This window comes from Neorhizobium sp. R1-B, from assembly GCF_004368875.1.
GTDB lineage: Bacteria > Pseudomonadota > Alphaproteobacteria > Rhizobiales > Rhizobiaceae > Neorhizobium > Neorhizobium huautlense.
Genome location: NZ_SOEM01000041.1, coordinates 1 through 19,858 on the forward strand (window position 1 = coordinate 1; position 19,858 = coordinate 19,858).

A 19,858-nucleotide genomic window follows, 5' to 3' on the forward strand; every position below is an offset into this window, starting at 1 on the left:
TCGCGGCCGTCAGCGACGTCTTGCCATGGTCAACGTGACCGATCGTGCCAATGTTGACGTGAGGCTTGTTGCGCTCAAACTTGCTCTTTGCCATTTCCGGCTCTCCGTTCTTGTCCCCGTCAGGGGTTATTCTCTCATTTGATAGGGCGGATTACTCCGGTCACTTCTGACCGGAGTACTTGGCCTGAATTTCATTCGCGACGTTCGTCGGGACCGGCGCATAGTGATCGAAGGTCATCGAGTACTGGGCGCGGCCTTGGCTCATGGAGCGCAGGTTGTCGACGTACTTGAACATGTTCGCCAGCGGCACGTGGGCGTTGATCACAACGGCAATGCCGCGCGATTCCTGGCCCTGGATCTGGCCACGGCGGGAGTTCAGGTCACCGATCACGTCACCGACGTAATCTTCCGGCGTTACGACTTCGACCTTCATCATCGGCTCGAGGAGCTGAGCGCCGGCCTTCTTGGCTGCTTCACGGAAGCAGGCGCGGGAAGCGATTTCGAACGCGAGAACCGAGGAGTCGACATCGTGGAAGGCGCCGTCGATGAGGGTCGCCTTGACGCCCAGCATCGGGAAGCCTGCCAGCGGACCAGACGACAGGACGCTTTCGATACCCTTCTGAACGCCCGGGATGTATTCCTTCGGAACAGCACCGCCGACGATCTTGGATTCGAAGACGAAATCGTCGCCGTCCGGGTTCGGTTCGAACACCAGCTTGACGCGGGCGAACTGACCGGTACCACCGGACTGCTTCTTGTGGGTGTAGTCCTCTTCGTGCTTCTTCGTGATGGTTTCACGATAAGCAACCTGCGGAGCACCAACAGTCGCTTCCACCTTGAACTCGCGACGCATACGGTCGACGAGAATGTCGAGGTGAAGTTCGCCCATGCCGGCGATGATGGTCTGGCCGGACTCTTCGTCGGTCTTGACGCGGAAGGACGGATCCTCGGCAGCCAGACGGTTGAGCGCGAGGCCCATCTTTTCCTGGTCGCCCTTGGACTTCGGCTCGATGGCGATCTGAATGACCGGCTCGGGGAATTCCATACGCTCCAGGATAACCGGCTTCAGCGGATCGCAAAGCGTATCGCCCGTGGTGGTTTCCTTGAGGCCTGCGAGAGCAACGATGTCGCCGGCGAAAGCTTCTTCGATGTCTTCGCGGGAGTTCGAGTGCATCTGCAGCATACGGCCGACGCGCTCGCGCTTTTCCTTGACCGTGTTCATCAGCGACGAGCCCTTTTCGAGCTTGCCCGAGTAGATACGGCAGAAGGTGAGCGAACCGACGAAGGGGTCGTTCATGATCTTGAACGCGAGCATCGAAAGAGGCTCGTTGTCGTCGGCATGGCGGTCGATTTCGGCTTCGGTCTTGACGTCGATGCCCTTGATCGCCGGAATGTCTGCCGGGGACGGCAGGAATTCGACAACGGCGTCGAGGAGCGGCTGAACGCCCTTGTTCTTGAAGGCGGAGCCGCAGAACATCGGGAAGAACTTGACGTCGATCGTGCCGCGACGGATGAGCGCACGGATCTTATCGTTGTCCGGCATGATGCCGTTCAGATAGTCTTCCATGGCCTGCTCGTCGATTTCGACGACGGTTTCGATCATCTTTTCGCGGAATTCTTCGGCGCGTGCCTTCAGATCTTCCGGAATCTCGACGACGTCCCACTGGGCGCCGAGCGATTCATCACGCCAGACGAGAGCGTTCATCTCGATGAGGTCGACAACGCCCTTGAATTCGGTTTCAGCGCCGATCGGCAGCTGGCAGACGACAGCAGTCGCACCGAGGCGGGTCTTGATCATCTCGACGGAGCGGTAGAAGTCTGCGCCGGTCTTGTCCATCTTGTTGCAGAAGATCATCCGCGGGACGTTGTACTTGTCGGCCTGGCGCCAGACAGTTTCCGTCTGCGGCTCGACACCTGCGTTGGCGTCGAGGAGAGCGACCGCACCGTCGAGCACGCGCAGCGAACGCTCGACTTCGATCGTGAAGTCGACGTGGCCGGGGGTGTCGATGATGTTGAAGCGGCGCATCTTGCCGTCACGGCCCTTCCAGAAGGTCGTGGTGGCAGCGGACGTGATGGTGATGCCGCGTTCCTGCTCCTGCTCCATCCAGTCCATGGTGGCTGCGCCATCGTGAACTTCACCGATCTTGTGCGACTTGCCGGTGTAATAAAGGATACGCTCGGTGGTCGTCGTCTTGCCGGCGTCGATGTGCGCCATGATACCGAAATTGCGGTAGTCTTCGATTTTATATTCGCGAGCCATAGGACTGCCTTTCGAAATTCGATCGGGTGAAGATTACCAACGGTAATGCGAGAACGCGCGGTTTGCGTCGGCCATCTTGTGCGTGTCTTCACGCTTCTTGACGGCGCTGCCGCGATTGTTTGCGGCATCCATAAGTTCACCGGAAAGACGATCGACCATGGTCGTTTCGTTACGCTTGCGAGCAGCAGCGATCACCCAGCGGATCGCGAGAGCCTGACGGCGCTCCGGACGAACGTCGACCGGAACCTGGTAGGTTGCACCACCAACACGGCGCGAGCGAACTTCGACATGCGGCGCGACGTTGTCGAGCGCCTGATGGAAGATACCCAGCGGGTCGGCCTTGGACTTGCCCTGCACGGCGTCGAACGCGCCATAGACAATGTTTTCAGCCACGGACTTCTTGCCGTGGAGCATGATCGCATTCATGAACTTCGTGACGACGAGATCACCGAACTTCGGGTCCGGGTTGATCTCACGCTTTTCTGCACGATGGCGTCGGGACATACTTCTTCTCGTCTCTTAAAATGTTGCTGGCACTTTATCACGCGGAGAACCTCGCGCAGCGCCGGATAGGATGAAATCCGAAGGATTACTTCGGACGCTTTGCACCGTACTTCGAACGGCGCTGCTTGCGGTTCTTGACGCCCTGGGTGTCGAGAACGCCGCGGATGATGTGATAACGAACGCCCGGCAAGTCCTTTACGCGGCCGCCACGGATCATCACAACCGAGTGTTCCTGAAGGTTGTGACCTTCACCCGGGATGTAGCCGATGACTTCGAAGCCGTTGGTCAGGCGGATCTTGGCGACCTTACGCAGAGCCGAGTTCGGCTTCTTCGGGGTCGTCGTATAAACGCGGGTGCAAACGCCGCGCTTCTGCGGGTTTTCCTGCAGAGCAGGAACCTTGTTGCGCTTTACCTGTGCCTGACGCGGCTTGCGGATCAGCTGGTTTACGGTAGGCATATAACCATCCCTTGCAAAATCTTCTTCCAAGCCCTTGCGGGCCATTCTGATGCCGTTTCCGGCGACGACACACACATCTCCTCATGCGCAAAACGTGGCCCGATCCGCTTTTCCGGATGGACCACAGAAGGCAGAGGACGCATTCCTCATGCGTCATGCGTGCAGCATTCGTGTCTTCAACGTGCGTATGGAACCGTGTTTGAGGCCAAACTCCGGAACGAGTCATCCCGGACGGACAAGCCTCACATCGCTTCCGATGCGGGGCGTTTACTGTTTTCCCCCCTGCCCGTCAAGGGCCGCACCGAAAATAATGCCTGAAACCCGGGGTTCCAGCCTTCAACCGGACGCAAGTTGCCCTGTTTTACAATTTTTTGTGGCCCTGCGCATTAATATTTGGGAATCGCCGGCAATCGACTAAACAGAGGGGGAACTTTCCGTCCGGCTTCTGTCTTGGACGTAATTGGGAATCAAGCCGCGGAGACGACGATGATCAGCACGCCCGACAATGACAACCGGCTCGATGCACCTATGGTGTTCATCATCATCGGCAAGGGCTACGAAGTGAAGGGCGGCGAAGGCGTCGAGCTTCACATCATGCTTCGCGCACCAGACGACGATTCGGCTGTCCGCGAAGCACTCAATGCCCTCTCGGAAGAAGGCTTCCTCGAAGCGGATCTCGATCAGATCGGCGTTCTCACCGACGAACCCACCGACGAACCGCATGCTTCAGCCTACCAGGGGGCACTCGAGGGCGAAGTGGCGATCATACGATTCGACTAAGACGGCCAAACGGCCATAGCGAACGTTTGCAGATCTACTCGCGGCAGGCGGAGAGCCCAACAAAAACGCCCGGATGTCCTCCGGGCGTTTTTTATTCGCTTTGTTGAGAGTGAGAGCGCGAAACAAGCGCCCTACCCTGTCGTTATTCCGCAGCCGGGGCGTTCTCGCCCGCCAAGTCCTGCAGCATCGGCGTTGCAGCCGATGCGCCGGTGCCCTTCTTGCGCTCCTCGATAATGAGGTCGTCGCGCGAAGTGGCGATACGGCGGATCTGGGTCATGGTGCCGCCCGTACCGGCCGGGATGAGACGGCCGACGATGACGTTCTCCTTGAGACCCTGCAGCGTGTCCATCTTGCCGGCGATCGCAGCTTCCGTGAGAACCTTGGTGGTTTCCTGGAAGGATGCGGCCGAGATGAAGGACGGCGTCTGCAGCGATGCCTTGGTGATACCGAGCAGAACCGGCTCGCCGTAAGCGGGCTTCTTGCCTTCTTCGGCAAGACGCTCGTTGGCATCTTCCAGCTCGATCCGGTCGACATTGTCACCCACGATGTACTGGCTGTCGCCGGCATCGGTGATCTCGACCTTCTGCAGCATCTGGCGGACGATCACCTCGATGTGCTTGTCGTTGATCACAACGCCCTGCAGTCGGTAGACTTCCTGGATTTCATTGACGAGGTAGGAAGCCAGAGCCTCCACGCCCTTGATGGCCAGGATGTCGTGCGGCGCGGGATTGCCGTCGAGGATGTAGTCGCCCTTCTCGATGTAGTCGCCTTCCTGAAGGTGGAAGGGCTTGCCCTTCGGAATCAGGTATTCGACCGGTTCGACACCGTCTTCCGCCGGCTCGATCATGACGCGACGCTTGTTCTTGTAGTCGCGGCCGAGACGGATCGTACCATCGATCTCAGCGATGATGGCGTGATCCTTCGGACGACGGGCTTCGAAGAGCTCGGCGACGCGCGGCAGACCACCGGTGATGTCCTTGGTCTTGGCGCTTTCCATCGGCACACGGGCAAGAACGTCGCCCTGGGAGACCTTGGCGCCCGGCTCGACCGACAGAATGGCGTCGACCGATAGGTTGAAGCGGGCTTCGCCACCGCGGGCCAGCTTCATGATGTTGCCGGACGCGTCCTTGATGACGATCGCAGGCTTCAGGTCCGTACCGCGCGGCGTCGAACGCCAGTCGATGACCTGGCGCTTGGTGATGCCGGTGGATTCGTCGGTGGATTCCGAAACCGAGATCGAGTCGATCACGTCTTCGAACTGAACCGTACCTTCCACTTCCGTCATCATCGGGCGTGTATAGGGGTCCCACTCCGCCAGACGCTGACCGCGACGAACCTTGTCGCCGTCATCCACGAACAGCTTCGAACCGTAAGCGACGCGCTGCGAGGAACGCTCGACGCCGCGCTCGTCGAGAATGGTGACCGCCATGTTGCGGCCCATCGCGACGAGAACGCCTTCGGAGTTCCGCAACATGTTGCGGTTCTTGATCTGGATCGTGCCTTCGTACGACGCTTCCAGGAACGACTGGTCGACCACGTTTGCCGTACCGCCCAGGTGGAAGGTACGCATGGTGAGCTGAGTGCCCGGCTCGCCGATCGACTGAGCCGCGATGACGCCGACGGCTTCGCCCATGTTGACCGGAGTACCACGGGCCAGATCTCGGCCGTAGCAGACCGAGCAGACGCCCGTCTGGACTTCGCAGGTCAGTGCCGAACGGATTCGGATCGACTGAATACCAGCCTTTTCGATCTCGATGACATCCGGCTCGAGGATCATCTTGCCGGCATCGACGATACGGGCACCCGTGACCGGATGATCGATATCGTCAAGTGCGGTACGGCCGAGAACGCGGGCACCGATCGAAGCCACGACCTGGCCGGCGTCAACGATCGCCGTCATGGTGAGACCGGCTTCGGTGCCGCAATCGACCATGTTGACGATGCAGTCCTGCGCCACGTCGACGAGACGGCGGGTCAGGTAACCGGAGTTCGCGGTCTTCAAGGCGGTATCTGCGAGACCCTTACGGGCACCGTGGGTCGAGTTGAAGTACTCGTTAACGGTCAGGCCTTCCTTGAAGTTCGAGATGATCGGCGTTTCGATGATCTCGCCCGACGGCTTGGCCATCAGGCCGCGCATGCCGCCCAGCTGGCGCATCTGGTTCGGAGAACCGCGGGCACCCGAGTGCGACATCATGTAGATGGCGTTCATCTGCTTCTGGCGACCGGTTTCCGGGTCGAATTCGACGGCCTTGATGCGGGCCATCATGTCTTCAGCGACCTTCTCGGTGGCCTTACCCCAGGCGTCGACGACCTTGTTGTACTTCTCGCCCTGGGTGATCAAGCCGTCGTTGTACTGCTGCTCGTATTCCTTCACCAGGGTTTCGGTGTCACCGACGATCTTTGCCTTGGTTTCCGGAATGATCATGTCGTCCTTGCCGAACGAAATGCCGGCGCGGCAGGCATGGGTGAAGCCGAGCTGCATGATGCGGTCGCAGAAAATGACCGTGTCCTTCTGGCCGCAGTGACGGTAGACCGTGTCGATCATCTTGGAGATGTTCTTCTTGGTCATTTCCTGATTGCAGATGTCGAAGGGCACGTTGACGTTCTTCGGCAGCAGTTCGCCGATGATCATGCGGCCGGGGGTCGTTTCATAGATCTTGGAAACCGGCTTGCCTTCGGCATCCACGGTCTTGAAGCGACCGCGGATCTTGGCATGCAGGGTGACGACCTTGTTTTCCAGCGCATGGTGCAGTTCGCCCATGTCGGAGAAAACCATGCCTTCGCCCGGCTCCTTCTGGTTCATGATCGAGAGGTAGTAGAGGCCGAGAACCATGTCCTGCGAAGGAACGATGATCGGCGCGCCGTTGGCCGGGTGCAGGATGTTGTTCGTCGACATCATCAGCACGCGGGCTTCAAGCTGGGCTTCGAGCGACAGCGGCACGTGAACGGCCATCTGGTCGCCGTCGAAGTCGGCGTTGAAGGCCGTGCAGACGAGCGGGTGCAGCTGGATCGCCTTGCCTTCGACCAGGATCGGTTCGAAGGCCTGGATGCCCAAGCGGTGCAGCGTCGGTGCGCGGTTCAGGAGAACCGGATGTTCGCGGATGACCTCGTCGAGGATATCCCAGACCTCAGGCTTTTCCTTTTCAACGAGCTTCTTGGCCTGCTTGACGGTCGAGGAGTAACCCTTGGCGTCGAGGCGGGCATAGATGAACGGCTTGAACAGTTCGAGCGCCATCTTCTTCGGCAGGCCGCACTGGTGCAGCTTCAGTTCCGGACCGGTCACGATGACCGAACGGCCGGAATAGTCGACGCGCTTGCCGAGCAGGTTCTGGCGGAAGCGGCCCTGCTTGCCCTTCAGCATGTCGGACAGCGACTTCAGCGGACGCTTGTTGGCGCCGGTGATGACGCGGCCACGACGACCGTTGTCGAACAGCGCATCGACAGATTCCTGCAGCATGCGCTTTTCGTTGCGGATGATGATGCCGGGAGCGCGCAGTTCAATCAGGCGCTTCAGACGGTTGTTACGGTTGATGACGCGGCGATAGAGATCGTTCAGATCGGACGTCGCGAAACGGCCGCCGTCCAGCGGCACCAGCGGACGCAGGTCCGGCGGGATGACCGGAACGACCTTCATGATCATCCATTCCGGGCGGTTGCCCGATTCGATGAAGTTCTCGACGATCTTCAGACGCTTCATCAGCTTCTTCTGCTTGAGATCCGACGTGGTGTCGGCAAGCTCCGAACGCAGGTCGCCGGCGATCTTCTCGAGGTTCATGGATGCAAGCATCTCATAGATGGCCTCGGCGCCGATCATCGCCGTGAACTGATCTTCGCCGTATTCGTCGACGGCGATCATGTATTCTTCTTCGGAAAGAAGCTGGTTTTCCTTCAGCGCGGTCAGGCCCGGCTCGGTCACGATGTAGTTCTCGAAATAGAGAACACGCTCGACATCCTTCAGCGTCATGTCGAGAAGGGTGGCGATGCGGGACGGCAGCGACTTCAGGAACCAGATATGGGCAACGGGAGCGGCGAGCTCGATATGGCCCATGCGCTCACGGCGAACGCGGGACAGCGTCACTTCGACACCGCACTTTTCGCAGATGATGCCCTTATACTTCATGCGCTTGTACTTGCCGCAAAGGCACTCGTAGTCCTTGATCGGCCCGAAGATGCGCGCGCAGAAGAGGCCGTCGCGTTCAGGCTTGAACGTGCGGTAGTTGATGGTCTCCGGCTTTTTGATTTCACCGTAGGACCAGGAGAGAATCTTCTCCGGGGACGCGATCGAGATGCGGATCGAGTCAAAGTGCTGCGCAGGCACCTGCGGATTGAAAAGATTCATGACCTCTTGGTTCATGCCTATCTCCTTTAGGGGCGGAAGCCCTTGGCTTGCGATCGGTACAGTCCAGATTCCCGGGCGGACAGTCCGATGCTCTAAAACGGTCATAGCCGCGAAATGCGGCGAAAGTTCCCCGACACGGCCGGCAAGCCGGCGGCGGGAGCGGCGCGCGCCATTGTCGGGCGCGCGCCTTTTCCTGGATTATTCTGCAGCGTCAGGCAGTTGCTGGCCGCCCTCGCCCGCCTCGATCTTCGAGTTTTCGAGTTCGACCGAGAGACCCAGCGAGCGCATTTCCTTGACGAGAACGTTGAAGCTCTCCGGAATGCCGGCCTCGAACGTGTCGTCACCACGGACGATCGCCTCGTAGACCTTTGTACGACCCGCCACGTCGTCCGACTTCACGGTCAGCATTTCCTGCAGCGTGTAGGCGGCGCCGTAAGCTTCCAGTGCCCAGACCTCCATTTCCCCGAAGCGCTGGCCGCCGAACTGCGCCTTGCCGCCCAGCGGCTGCTGAGTAACGAGCGAGTACGGACCAATCGAACGGGCGTGGATCTTGTCGTCCACGAGGTGGTTCAGCTTGATCATGTACATGTAGCCGACGGTGACCTTACGGTCGAAGGCTTCACCGGTACGGCCATCGTACAGGACCGACTGACCCGACGGATCGAGACCAGCCTTCTTCAGCATGGAAGCCACATCCGGTTCGTGAGCGCCGTCAAAGACCGGCGTCGCGATCGAAACACCGCGCTTCGACTGCTCGGCGAGACGGACGAGAGACTCGTCGTCGAAGTTTGCGACTTCGTCATTCGCCATGCTCTCGTAGACGTCTCTCAGCTCGCGCTTGAGGTCCGTAATGTCGCTCGACTTCTTGTACTCTTCGAGCATCTGACCGATGCGCTTGCCCATACCGGCGCAAGCCCATGCAAGATGCGTCTCAAGAATCTGGCCGACGTTCATGCGCGAAGGCACGCCGAGCGGGTTCAGGACGATATCGACATGGGTACCGTCTTCGAGGAACGGCATGTCCTCGACCGGCACGATGCGCGATACGACGCCCTTGTTGCCGTGACGGCCGGCCATCTTGTCGCCCGGCTGGATCTTGCGCTTCACAGCGACGAAGACCTTGACCATCTTCATGACGCCCGGAGGCATTTCGTCGCCGCGCTGGACCTTCTCGACCTTGTCCATGAAGCGCTGTTCAAGGCGCGACTTGGATTCGTCGTACTGGCCGCGGAGCGCTTCGATTTCGCCCTGCACCTTTTCGTCCTCGACTGCGAACATCCACCACTGCGAGCGGGGATATTCGGAGATGACGGCGTTGGTGAGCTCGATACCCTTCTTGAAGCCCTTCGGACCGGCAACCGACATCTGGCCGCGCAGCATGTCCGTCAGACGGCCATAGACGTTGCGGTCGAGGATTGCCTGTTCGTCGTCGCGGTCCTTGGCGAGGCGCTCGATTTCCTCACGCTCGATCGCCATGGCGCGTTCGTCCTTCTCCACACCGTGACGGTTGAAGACTCGGACTTCCACGACCGTGCCGAACGTGCCCGGAGGCATGCGCATGGAAGTGTCGCGAACGTCGGAGGCCTTTTCACCGAAGATGGCGCGCAGAAGCTTTTCTTCCGGCGTCATCGGGCTTTCGCCCTTCGGGGTGATCTTGCCGACGAGGATGTCGCCCGGCTGGACTTCGGCGCCGATGTAAACGATGCCGGCTTCGTCGAGATTCTTCAGCGCTTCTTCCGAAACGTTCGGAATGTCGCGCGTGATTTCTTCCGGACCAAGCTTGGTGTCACGCGCCATCACTTCGAATTCTTCGATGTGGATGGAGGTGAACACGTCGTCCGACACGATGCGTTCGGAGAGCAGGATCGAGTCTTCGTAGTTGTAGCCGTTCCAGGGCATGAACGCGACGAGCGCGTTGCGGCCGAGCGCCAAGTCGCCCAGGTCCGTAGACGGACCGTCGGCAATGATGTCGCCCTTGTTCAGGATGTCACCGACGGCGACCAGCGGACGCTGGTTGACGCAGGTGTTCTGGTTCGAACGCTGGAACTTCTGCAGACGATAGATATCGACACCCGACTTCGACGGATCGAGGTCTTCGGTCGCGCGGATAACGATACGGGTCGCATCGACCTGGTCGACCACGCCGCCACGGCGGGCAGCAATAGCGGCACCGGAGTCGCGAGCAACGACCGGTTCCATGCCCGTGCCGACAAACGGCGCTTCGGCGCGTACCAGTGGCACGGCCTGACGCTGCATGTTCGAGCCCATGAGGGCGCGGTTGGCGTCGTCGTTTTCCAGGAACGGGATCAGCGCGGCTGCAACCGAAACGAGCTGCTTCGGCGAGACGTCCATCAGGTTGATGGTGTCGCGCGGCGACAGCATCACTTCGCCCGCATGACGGCAGACCACGAACTCTTCTACGAACGAACCGTTCTTATCCAGTTCGGCATTCGCCTGGGCGACATAATACTTCGCCTCTTCCATGGCGGAGAGGTAAAGCACGTCGTTGGTCACCTTGCCGTCCACGATCTTGCGGTACGGGCTTTCGATGAAGCCGTACTTGTTGACGCGGGCGAAGGTGGCAAGCGAATTGATCAGACCGATGTTCGGGCCTTCCGGCGTCTCGATCGGGCAGATACGGCCGTAATGGGTCGGATGAACGTCGCGGACTTCGAAGCCGGCACGCTCGCGGGTCAGACCACCCGGGCCAAGGGCCGAAAGACGGCGCTTGTGGGTGATTTCCGAGAGCGGGTTCACCTGGTCCATGAACTGCGACAGCTGCGAGGAACCGAAGAATTCGCGAACGGCGGCAGCTGCCGGCTTGGCGTTGATCAGGTCCTGCGGCATGACAGTATCGATCTCGATCGAGGACATGCGTTCCTTGATCGCGCGCTCCATGCGGAGCAGACCGAGACGGTACTGGTTTTCCATCAGTTCGCCGACGGAGCGAACGCGGCGGTTGCCGAGGTTGTCGATGTCGTCGATTTCACCCTTGCCGTCGCGCAGTTCGACAAGCATCTTGACCACGGCCAGGATGTCGTCCTTGCGCAACGTGCGGACAGTATCGGCAACGTCGAGATCGAGACGCATGTTCATCTTCACGCGGCCGACGGCGGAGAGGTCGTAACGCTCCGCATCGAAGAACAGCGAGTTGAACATGGCTTCTGCCGATTCCATGGTCGGCGGTTCACCGGGGCGCATGACGCGGTAGATGTCGAAGAGAGCGTCCTGGCGGTTCTCGTTCTTGTCGGCAGCGAGCGTATTGCGGATATAGGCGCCGACATTGATGTGATCGATGCCGAGAACCGGAATTTCGTCGAAACCGGCATTGAGGATGACCGGCAGGGTCTTCTCGTCGATCTCGTCGCCGGCTTCGAGATAAATCTCACCGGTTTCCATGTTGACGATGTCTTCGGCGAGATAGTTGCCGTAAAGATCGTCATTGGTTGCCTTGAGCGCCTTGAGGCCCTTGTCCGACAGCTGCCGGAGCAGACGTGGGGTCAGCTTCTTGCCGGACTCGACGACCACTTCGCCGGTGTCGGCGTCGATCATGTCGGAAAGCGTCTTGGCACCCTTGAGGGTTTCAGGCTGGAACGGAATCCGCCAGCCATCGCCATCGCGCTCGTAGTTGGACTTGGAATAGAAGGTCGACAGAATGTCTTCGCCGTCCATCCCGAGCGCCATCAGCAGCGAAGATACCGGAATCTTGCGGCGGCGGTCGATACGGGCATAAACGATGTCCTTGGCGTCGAACTCGATGTCGAGCCAGGAACCGCGATACGGGATTACGCGAGCGGCGAAAAGCAGCTTGCCCGACGAATGGCTCTTGCCCTTGTCGTGGTCGAAGAAGACGCCCGGCGAGCGGTGCATCTGGGACACGATCACGCGTTCGGTACCGTTCACGATGAACGTACCGTTGTCGGTCATCAAAGGCATGTCGCCCATATAGACGGACTGTTCCTTGATGTCCTTGATGGACTTCGAGCCGGTATCCTCGTCGATATCAAACACGATGAGACGCAGGGTCACCTTTAAAGGCGCCGCATAGGTCAGATCGCGCTGACGGCATTCCTCGACGTCGAACTTCGGCGGTTCGAATTCGTAGGACACGAATTCCAGCATCGAGGCGCCGGAAAAATCGGTGATCGGGAAGACAGACTTAAAGACGGCGTTCAGACCTTCGTCCGGGCGGCCGCCCTTCGGCTCGTCGACCATCAGGAACTGGTCATAGGATGCCTTCTGAACCTCGATAAGGTTCGGCATCTCGGTGACTTCAGGGATTTTACCAAAAAACTTGCGTACGCGCCTACGACCATTAAAGGAAAGGGTCTGAGCCATCGTCGCTCCTTCAAAATTGCATCCGGGCCTGCAACGGACGGGATTCGCTGGCCATTCGATCTCCCGTCGACATGGTATTCTCAATCTCGTCCCGTCTCCCAAACGCGCCGGCCGGATTGCCTAAAAGCGGTTCGGTTTGGGACCATCCTCTTGAGAACCCATTACCCAGGGACCGTGCCAGACGGTTCCTGGGTAATATGTTCGGAGGAAATCGGTGGGAGAGAGATAGTCCCTCTCCCACCGCATTCCAGTATTACTTGACGTCGACCTTAGCGCCGGCATCCTCAAGCTTCTTCTTGAGGTCAGCAGCTTCAGCCTTGGAAACGCCTTCCTTAACAGCCTTCGGAGCGCCTTCGACGAGGTCCTTGGCTTCCTTGAGGCCGAGGCCGGTGATGGCGCGGACTTCCTTGATGACGTTGATCTTGTTGGCGCCGGCATCCGTCAGGATGACGTCGAACTCGGTCTTTTCTTCTTCGGCCGGAGCAGCAGCACCAGCAGCGCCGCCAGCGGCAGCAACAGCGACCGGAGCAGCGGCAGAAACGCCCCACTTTTCTTCGAGCATCTTGGAAAGCTCAGCAGCTTCCAGGACGGTGAGAGCAGAGAGGTCTTCAACGATCTTTGCGAGATCAGCCATTTTCTAGTTCCTTATATTCGGTTCGATCTGGTTTGATTTGAACAGCAAAAAACCACCTTAAGCGGCTTCTTCGTCCTTCTTGGCGTAGGCCGCGAACACGCGCGCAAGCTGGCTTGCCGGTGCGGCGACAACCGTAGCGACGCGGGTAGCCGGGGCATTCAAGAGGCCCAGCAGCTTGCCGCGAAGCTCGTCCAGCGAAGGCAGGGTCGCAAGCGACTTGACCGCATCCGCAGTGAGCGTGGTTGCACCCATGGCACCACCGAGAACAACGATCTTGTCGTTGGTCTTGGCGAAATCCATGACGACCTTCGGAGCCGTGACCGGGTCTTCGCTGAATGCGATCAGCGTCTGACCCTTGAAGAGATTTGACATCCCTTCCGACTCCGTACCCTGAAGAGCGATCTTGGCCAGGCGGTTTTTCGCGACTTTGACGGTGCCGCCAGCAGCGCGCATCTTCGAACGAAAATCGTTCATCTGCGCAACTGTGACACCAGCATAGTGGGCCACGACAACCGAACCGGAAGCCTTGAAGACTTCGTTCAGCTCCGTGACAAATTCGCGCTTTTCCGCTCTTTCCACTGTCTGTCTCCAGTTGACGGGACCGCAATCCTGCAGGCCCCATCGGTTTGCCTTTGCCTCAAGGGATCCAAACATGTCGGACCCCGAGCGACGCTTGAGGATCCTGTCCCCTCGCTCTGTCGCCGAACGGCTACAGGCACAAGGCACACTAGGCTCGAACCGAAACCGAAAGCGCCGCGGCGCTTGTCAAAATCGGGTCTTACCCGTCTCATGCAGGCAATTAAGGCCTAAGCCACCTGCAATCTCGGACAGGAATTCCGGATTTCTCCGGAAATTCCGGTCCCGAAGGACCGGAATTCAGTCTTTCCGACGCCCTGAGGCGCCGGAAAATTCGTGTCAGGCCGTTACCGTGGCCGGGTCGATCTTGACGCCCGGACCCATGGTCGACGAAATCGCTACGCGCTTGACGTAGTTGCCCTTGGCACCAGCCGGCTTGGCCTTGATGACGGCGTCAGCGAAGGCCTTGATGTTTTCTTCAAGAGCCTTGGCTTCGAAGGAAGCCTTGCCGATGCCGGCGTGAACGATACCAGCCTTTTCGACGCGGAATTCGACAGCGCCGCCCTTGGAAGCCTTCACGGCGCCAGTGACGTCCATGGTGACGGTTCCGACCTTCGGGTTCGGCATCATGCCGCGGGGGCCGAGCACCTTGCCGAGACGGCCGACGAGCGGCATCATGTCCGGGGTCGCAATGCAGCGATCGAAATCGATCTTGCCGCCCTGGACGATCTCGAGGAGATCCTCCGCACCAACGATGTCGGCACCGGCAGCCTTGGCTTCGTCAGCCTTGGCACCACGCGCGAAAACGGCAACACGAACGTCACGGCCGGTGCCGTTCGGCAGGTTGACCACGCCGCGGACCATCTGGTCTGCGTGACGCGGATCGACGCCGAGGTTCATGGCGATTTCGATCGTTTCGTCGAACTTGGCGACGGCACGTTCCTTGACCATCGAGATGGCGTCGTTGAGGGCAACCAGCTTGGTGGGATCAACGCCTTCGCGGATCTTCTGAATACGCTTTGCAAGCTTTGCCATGTTACGCCACCACTTCCAGGCCCATGGCGCGGGCAGAGCCCTCGATCATGGCCATTGCGCCTTCGATGTCCGCGGCGTTCAGGTCCTTCATCTTGGCTTCGGCGATCGACTTGATCTGAGCCTTGGTGAGGGTACCGGCCTTGGCGCCCTTGCCCGGCGTCTTGGAACCGGAGGTGATCTTCGCTTCCTTCTTCAGCCAGTAGCTGACCGGCGGCTGCTTCATCGCGAAGGTGAAAGACTTGTCCTGGTAATAGGTGATGACGACCGGGATCGGCATACCCTTTTCCATTTCCTGCGTCGCGGCATTGAACGCTTTGCAGAATTCCATGATGTTAATGCCACGCTGACCAAGCGCCGGGCCGATCGGCGGGGACGGGTTTGCCGATCCTGCCTTGACCTGAAGCTTGAGCTGGCCTGCTACTTTCTTAGCCATTTCTCTCTGCCTTTCGTTATGGACCGGTCGCCCGGCCCGACATGCCGGCCTTCGCCGGCGGCTGCGGTTGCGTGGTTCGGCCAAAATGCCCGGCTAAGGCACCATCCCTCCCACGCGGTTGCGGCAAATGCCGCACGAGACCCGCCGCATCAGCGACCGGTCCCATTTTCAAGATCATCAGACCTTTTCGACCTGTGCGTATTCCAGCTCGACCGGCGTCGCACGACCAAAGATCGAAACTTCCACCTTAAGGCGGGACCGCTCTTCGTCGACATCCTGCACGGTGCCGTTGAAGGAAGCGAAAGGACCATCCGAGACGCGAACCTGCTCGCCGATCTCAAAGGTAATCGAGGACTTCGGCCGTTCGACACCCTCCTGAACCTGGCCAAGAATGCGCTCGGCTTCAAAGTCCGGGATCGGAACCGGCTTGTTGTCGGAACCGAGGAAGCCGGTCACCTTCGGAGTGTTCTTAATCAGGTGATAGGCTTCGTCCGTGAGATTTGCACGGACAAGCACGTAACCCGGGAAGAACTTGCGCTCGGAATCGACCTTGCGACCCCGGCGAACCTCTACGACCTTCTCGGTCGGCACGAGGATCTTCTCGAACAAATGCTCAAGCCCCTTCTGGCGAGCCTTGTTCTCGATGTCCTCGGCAACCTTCTTCTCAAAATTCGAATATGCGTGGACGATGTACCAGCGCGCCGCCATCTTTATTCTCCAGAATCAAACGCTGACGTTCAGTACCAAACGTAACAACCAGCCCAGAAGCTGGTCCGCAGCGAAGAAAAACAGCGCAGCGAAAACAACCATCACCAGCACCATGGCCGTAGAGATCATGGTCTCGCGACGAGACGGCCAATGAATTTTCGACGCCTCGGAGCGCACCTGGCGCAGAAACGTGACGGGATTGGTTTTGGATGCCATCGATTGCCCACGCAATTACGGCACGTAAAGCTGACCACGCTCAGCCCCACGCACCGCGTGTCTGTTTTGCCTACATAAACACCACTTCCCCTTTACACAAGAGGGAAAACAGTGTTCGATGAAATTTCGCCGATTTGAACGGCAACCACTTCCAAACGATCCCGCCGCGGATATTTCGCGCCAATCATCAGAAAAATGGCAGGGGCAGAGGGGCTCGAACCCCCGACCTGCGGTTTTGGAGACCGCCGCTCTACCAACTGAGCTATACCCCTTCAACCAGCCGGCATGTGAACCGAACGCATCGCTCCACCGCCAGCAGGCTAGGCGCTCCCTTTAAGGGGATGCGCCCCGCTTTGCAAGAGCGTTTTTTAATATCCCAGCCTTCTATCTCAGGTTTCTGTTGCGCGGCTCAGGGGCATCCGCAAAGCGACCCACGGAGAGAACCGGCTCAGGCCGGCCAACGAGAATTTCCTTGCCCGGCAGATCCAGCCCACCCGACAAAATGCCGGGCTGCACATTCCTTTCGGGCGCAAAGGGAAGACGCCGCCAGGAGAGGCGCGGCGGCTTTTCCACATAGGCGCCAGGCTCATTGACCAGACCTTCGCGGATACGGTGGACGATCGTCTCGACCGCGAGCTTGCGCCCTTCCGAATGATAGAAGTTGCCCTTTACCTGAATCGTCGCCGCAATCGTCTTGATGAAATCGCGCAGCAGTTCGGCGTCGATCGGTTCCGGATGCCGCCAGAAGCTGTCGAGCCCACCCTGATGGGTGAGGCCCGGAATATCATAGATTGCGGCACCCAGGGCAATTGTCGGCACGCCGGCGCGAAGACTCTGGAGGCCGGTGGTGGAGTTGACGATGATCACTCCTGCCGAACGCTTAAGGATACCGCCCAGCTCCCCTTCCTCGATAAAGAACACTCGCTCGCTGATGCGGAAATCTTCCGCCAGCTTGGCGACGACCTTGCCCCATCGTTCAAGATCATTATCGAGAGGATGCTGCTTTATCAGAAGCCTCGCTCCCTCGGGAGCGTTTCGTGCGAAGGACCGGAAAACCTGCTGCAGCATCTGGGAGAGATGCCGATAGGGCGAATTGGCGCGGATCTGGTAATCGCTCTGCAATTGCAGGGCAACAAGATAGGTCGGCGGAGACTGCTCCGTCCAGAAGTCTTCCGGCAAGCGGTGACGGCGGCGCATCATGCGTGGAAGCCAGGACATGTAATCGAACAAAGGATCGTAATACTTGTCGGCACGATAGAGCGGGAACATCAGGCGCCCGAAATAGGCTCCGAGGTTGTAGACGACCTCGCTGGTCGCTTCCTGGCCGAAAGTGTGGCCGTAACGCGCCTGCAGATCAGGAACATCGAGCTTTGCGGCAATCTGGCGAATGTGGTCCGGATCATTCGGAAAATGCGAGAATCGCCCCATTCCGTCACGTTCGAGCGTGATCCAATCGGGTCTCAGATAACCGAACTCTACCGCATGGCAGCGGACGCCGAGCTTGCGGCCAACCCGCGCGGCAAGACGATGATAGGGAAGCCGATCAGCATAATAGAGAATATCGGTGATGCCCTCGCGGCGAATCAGGTTCGCCAGATAGCGCGGCCAGGCCCTCAGCGACCCCCGGTAATTGATCGCTCCCCGCTTGAACCAGAAGAGCTGATCGCCAAACGAGAAGTTCACCCTCTTGGTACCGATCCCCTGCGCCTCAAACGCCCCAGCCAGTTCGCGCCAGAAAACCGATGGAGGACCTTGAAGGAACAGAACTTTGGTCATGCGATAGCCGATGCTGCTTGAGACTGAACCAACGACAAGCCTGCGAAAAGCGATTTCAATTGCGCGAAGGCCGATATACACCGAGCGGGTATTTTCACGAAGGTCACCCTCCCGTCAATGCTCAACCACACGCTCCCCATCATTCCACAGGTTGTGTGACATGAAAGCCCGCACGTTCCTGTTCCTCCAAGGTCCTGCCTCGCCATTCCTGAAGCGGCTGGCAGAAACAGTTGAAAACAAAGGAGCTTCGGTCCGAAAGATCAGCCTCTGCCTCGGGGATGTGGTCTTTTGGTGGCCAAAGGCTAGTGACTTCTTTCGCGGCCATGCAAATGATTGGCCGGTGTATCTTAATTGCTACATCCGTGATCACAATATCACCGACATCGTCATGTTGGGTGATGGCCGCGCGCCTCATGCGGCCGCGGCCGAACTCGGGATACGAGCCGGGCTTCGCGTCCATATTCTGGAGCACGGCTATCTTAGACCGGACTGGCTGACGATCGAGCCGGATGGAATGTCCGGGCACTCCCGCTTTCCCAAGAGACCGGCGGACATAAGAGAGCTGGCAGCAGGCAAGCCCGAGGTTTCCTCCGAAAAGCTCTATCCTTCGAGCTTTCTGACCTATGCCCTTTACGACCTTGCATTCCATATTCCGAACGTCGCCCTCGGGTGGCTGGTCCATCCGCACTATCGCACCCACGGGCCGGTTCATCCGGTGGTCGAATACAGCGGCTGGATCTGGAAGGCATTGACACGGCGCAAGCGCCGGCAAGAAGCCGAAACGGCAATCGAAGCCTGTCTGTCCGCCCACAACAAGGCTCCTGCCGCACCCTTCTACTTCTTTCCGCTGCAGCTGCCGGGCGACTATCAGATCAGGCACCACGCGCCGGGCGGAGATCTCTTCAGGCTGGTGGACGCGACGATCAGTTCTTTTGCCGAACACGCGCCTGCGGCCAGCCGGCTTCTCTTTAAGATACATCCAATCGACAATGGCCTCTCACGCTGGCCAAGCCGCATCGGTCTCTCGGCAAAAGACCGCGGCGTTGCCGATCGCGTCTTCGTTGCCGACGGCGGCGATACGGACATGCTGATCGCAAAATCTACTGGCGTGGTAACAGTCAATTCAACGGTCGGTCTGACGGCGCTGGCTGCCGGGAAACCGGTCATCGCGCTGGGCTCCGCGATCTACGACGTGCCGGGCCTCACCTTTCAGGAAAGCCTTGCGGCCTTCTGGCAGAACCCGACCGCTCCAGATCCGGAATTGTTCGACGCCTTTACGCAAGCGCTTGCCTGGACCACTCAGGTCCGTGGCGGCTTCATCGGACAACAGGCCATCAATGCCGGGGTCGAGAATGTCGCCGCGCGTCTCCTGGAAACCGAAGAAAGGCTTCCCCTCTCCTTCCGCAAGCCGCGCGACACGCCTCACTACCGTTACGAGAGCGAACTCTTCGGCTAATTGATCGGCCGATCTTGCGCCTCCCCCAACGTGAAGCTCCAAAGCAAAAGGCCCCGCCGTTTCCGGCAGGGCCCTCTTATTTCAATTCCGGTATCGCTTACTCGATGATGGAAGCGACGATGCCGGCGCCGACGGTGCGGCCGCCTTCGCGGATGGCGAAGCGCAGCTTTTCTTCCATCGCGATCGGCACGATCAGCTCGACGTCAACGGTGACGTTGTCGCCAGGCATGACCATTTCCGTGCCTTCCGGCAGCGTCACGATGCCCGTCACGTCCGTCGTGCGGAAGTAGAACTGCGGACGGTAGTTGGTGAAGAACGGCGTATGACGGCCGCCTTCTTCCTTCGT

15 protein-coding genes, 1 tRNA gene and 1 pseudogene are annotated in these 19,858 nt (G+C 59.3%); 2 read left to right on the forward strand and 15 right to left on the reverse strand.

Annotation, left to right across the window (positions count from 1 at the left end; genetic code table 11):
- From EDE05_RS26145 to rpsL, 4 genes are all read right to left on the reverse strand, one after another.
- The coding region (locus EDE05_RS26145) for a GTP-binding protein (RefSeq protein ID WP_018010120.1) at positions 1–94 on the reverse strand (94 nt) is incomplete at its 3' end.
- A gap of 66 nt (positions 95–160) precedes the next feature.
- The gene (gene fusA, locus EDE05_RS26150; protein WP_105374398.1) at positions 161–2,260 is read right to left on the reverse strand and encodes an elongation factor G; all 2,100 of its coding nucleotides are present in this window, start codon (positions 2,258–2,260) and stop codon (positions 161–163) included.
- Between the two features lie 33 nt (positions 2,261–2,293).
- Positions 2,294–2,764 (reverse strand): 30S ribosomal protein S7, encoded by a 471-nt coding sequence (gene rpsG / locus EDE05_RS26155; RefSeq protein ID WP_037151038.1) that lies wholly within the window; start codon positions 2,762–2,764, stop codon positions 2,294–2,296.
- A gap of 85 nt (positions 2,765–2,849) precedes the next feature.
- Positions 2,850–3,221 carry a 30S ribosomal protein S12 gene (gene rpsL, locus EDE05_RS26160; RefSeq protein ID WP_003507760.1) on the reverse strand — a complete coding sequence of 124 codons (372 nt, stop codon included), beginning with the start codon at positions 3,219–3,221 and terminating at the stop codon, positions 2,850–2,852.
- A gap of 486 nt (positions 3,222–3,707) precedes the next feature.
- Between rpsL and EDE05_RS26165 the strand changes: the two genes are divergently transcribed.
- Complete coding sequence (locus tag EDE05_RS26165) at positions 3,708–4,001, forward strand: transcriptional regulator (RefSeq protein WP_134103282.1); 294 nt, start codon at positions 3,708–3,710, stop codon at positions 3,999–4,001.
- A gap of 142 nt (positions 4,002–4,143) precedes the next feature.
- Here the strand turns inward: EDE05_RS26165 and rpoC are convergent, their stop codons facing one another.
- From rpoC to EDE05_RS26215, 10 genes are all read right to left on the reverse strand, one after another.
- Entirely contained in the window at positions 4,144–8,355 is a 4,212-nt protein-coding gene (gene rpoC / locus EDE05_RS26170) for a DNA-directed RNA polymerase subunit beta' (protein ID WP_134103286.1), read from the reverse strand.
- Positions 8,356–8,538: 183 nt separating this feature from the next.
- Positions 8,539–12,678 carry a DNA-directed RNA polymerase subunit beta gene (rpoB, locus tag EDE05_RS26175; RefSeq protein WP_105374395.1) on the reverse strand — a complete coding sequence of 1,380 codons (4,140 nt, stop codon included), beginning with the start codon at positions 12,676–12,678 and terminating at the stop codon, positions 8,539–8,541.
- Positions 12,679–12,931: 253 nt separating this feature from the next.
- Positions 12,932–13,312: a 50S ribosomal protein L7/L12 gene (rplL, locus tag EDE05_RS26180; protein WP_105374394.1), complete on the reverse strand. Its 381-nt coding sequence runs from the start codon at positions 13,310–13,312 to the stop codon at positions 12,932–12,934.
- Positions 13,313–13,369: 57 nt separating this feature from the next.
- Positions 13,370–13,891, reverse strand: coding sequence for a 50S ribosomal protein L10 (rplJ, locus tag EDE05_RS26185; protein WP_105374393.1), 522 nt, complete (start codon positions 13,889–13,891; stop codon positions 13,370–13,372).
- A gap of 336 nt (positions 13,892–14,227) precedes the next feature.
- Positions 14,228–14,923, reverse strand: a complete 696-nt coding sequence (gene rplA / locus EDE05_RS26190; protein ID WP_105374392.1) for a 50S ribosomal protein L1 — start codon at positions 14,921–14,923, stop codon at positions 14,228–14,230.
- A 1-nt stretch (position 14,924) separates the two neighbouring features.
- Positions 14,925–15,356, reverse strand: a complete 432-nt coding sequence (rplK, locus tag EDE05_RS26195; RefSeq protein WP_105374391.1) for a 50S ribosomal protein L11 — start codon at positions 15,354–15,356, stop codon at positions 14,925–14,927.
- A 177-nt stretch (positions 15,357–15,533) separates the two neighbouring features.
- Entirely contained in the window at positions 15,534–16,064 is a 531-nt protein-coding gene (gene nusG / locus EDE05_RS26200; protein ID WP_105374390.1) for a transcription termination/antitermination protein NusG, read from the reverse strand.
- 15 nt (positions 16,065–16,079) lie between these two features.
- Complete coding sequence (secE, locus tag EDE05_RS26205; protein WP_105374389.1) at positions 16,080–16,280, reverse strand: preprotein translocase subunit SecE; 201 nt, start codon at positions 16,278–16,280, stop codon at positions 16,080–16,082.
- 196 nt (positions 16,281–16,476) lie between these two features.
- Positions 16,477–16,552: transfer RNA gene (locus EDE05_RS26210), tRNA-Trp, on the reverse strand.
- 112 nt (positions 16,553–16,664) lie between these two features.
- A complete protein-coding gene (locus EDE05_RS26215; RefSeq protein WP_112803728.1) occupies positions 16,665–18,056 on the reverse strand; it encodes a capsular biosynthesis protein in 1,392 nt (463 codons plus the stop codon).
- Between the two features lie 160 nt (positions 18,057–18,216).
- Here EDE05_RS26215 and EDE05_RS26220 point away from each other — a divergent pair, with 160 nt between their 5' ends.
- Entirely contained in the window at positions 18,217–19,512 is a 1,296-nt protein-coding gene (locus tag EDE05_RS26220) for a capsular biosynthesis protein (RefSeq protein ID WP_134103290.1), read from the forward strand.
- Positions 19,513–19,609: 97 nt separating this feature from the next.
- Here EDE05_RS26220 and tuf read toward each other — a convergent pair.
- Positions 19,610–19,858, reverse strand: a pseudogene (gene tuf / locus EDE05_RS26225) (elongation factor Tu); the annotation flags it as partial.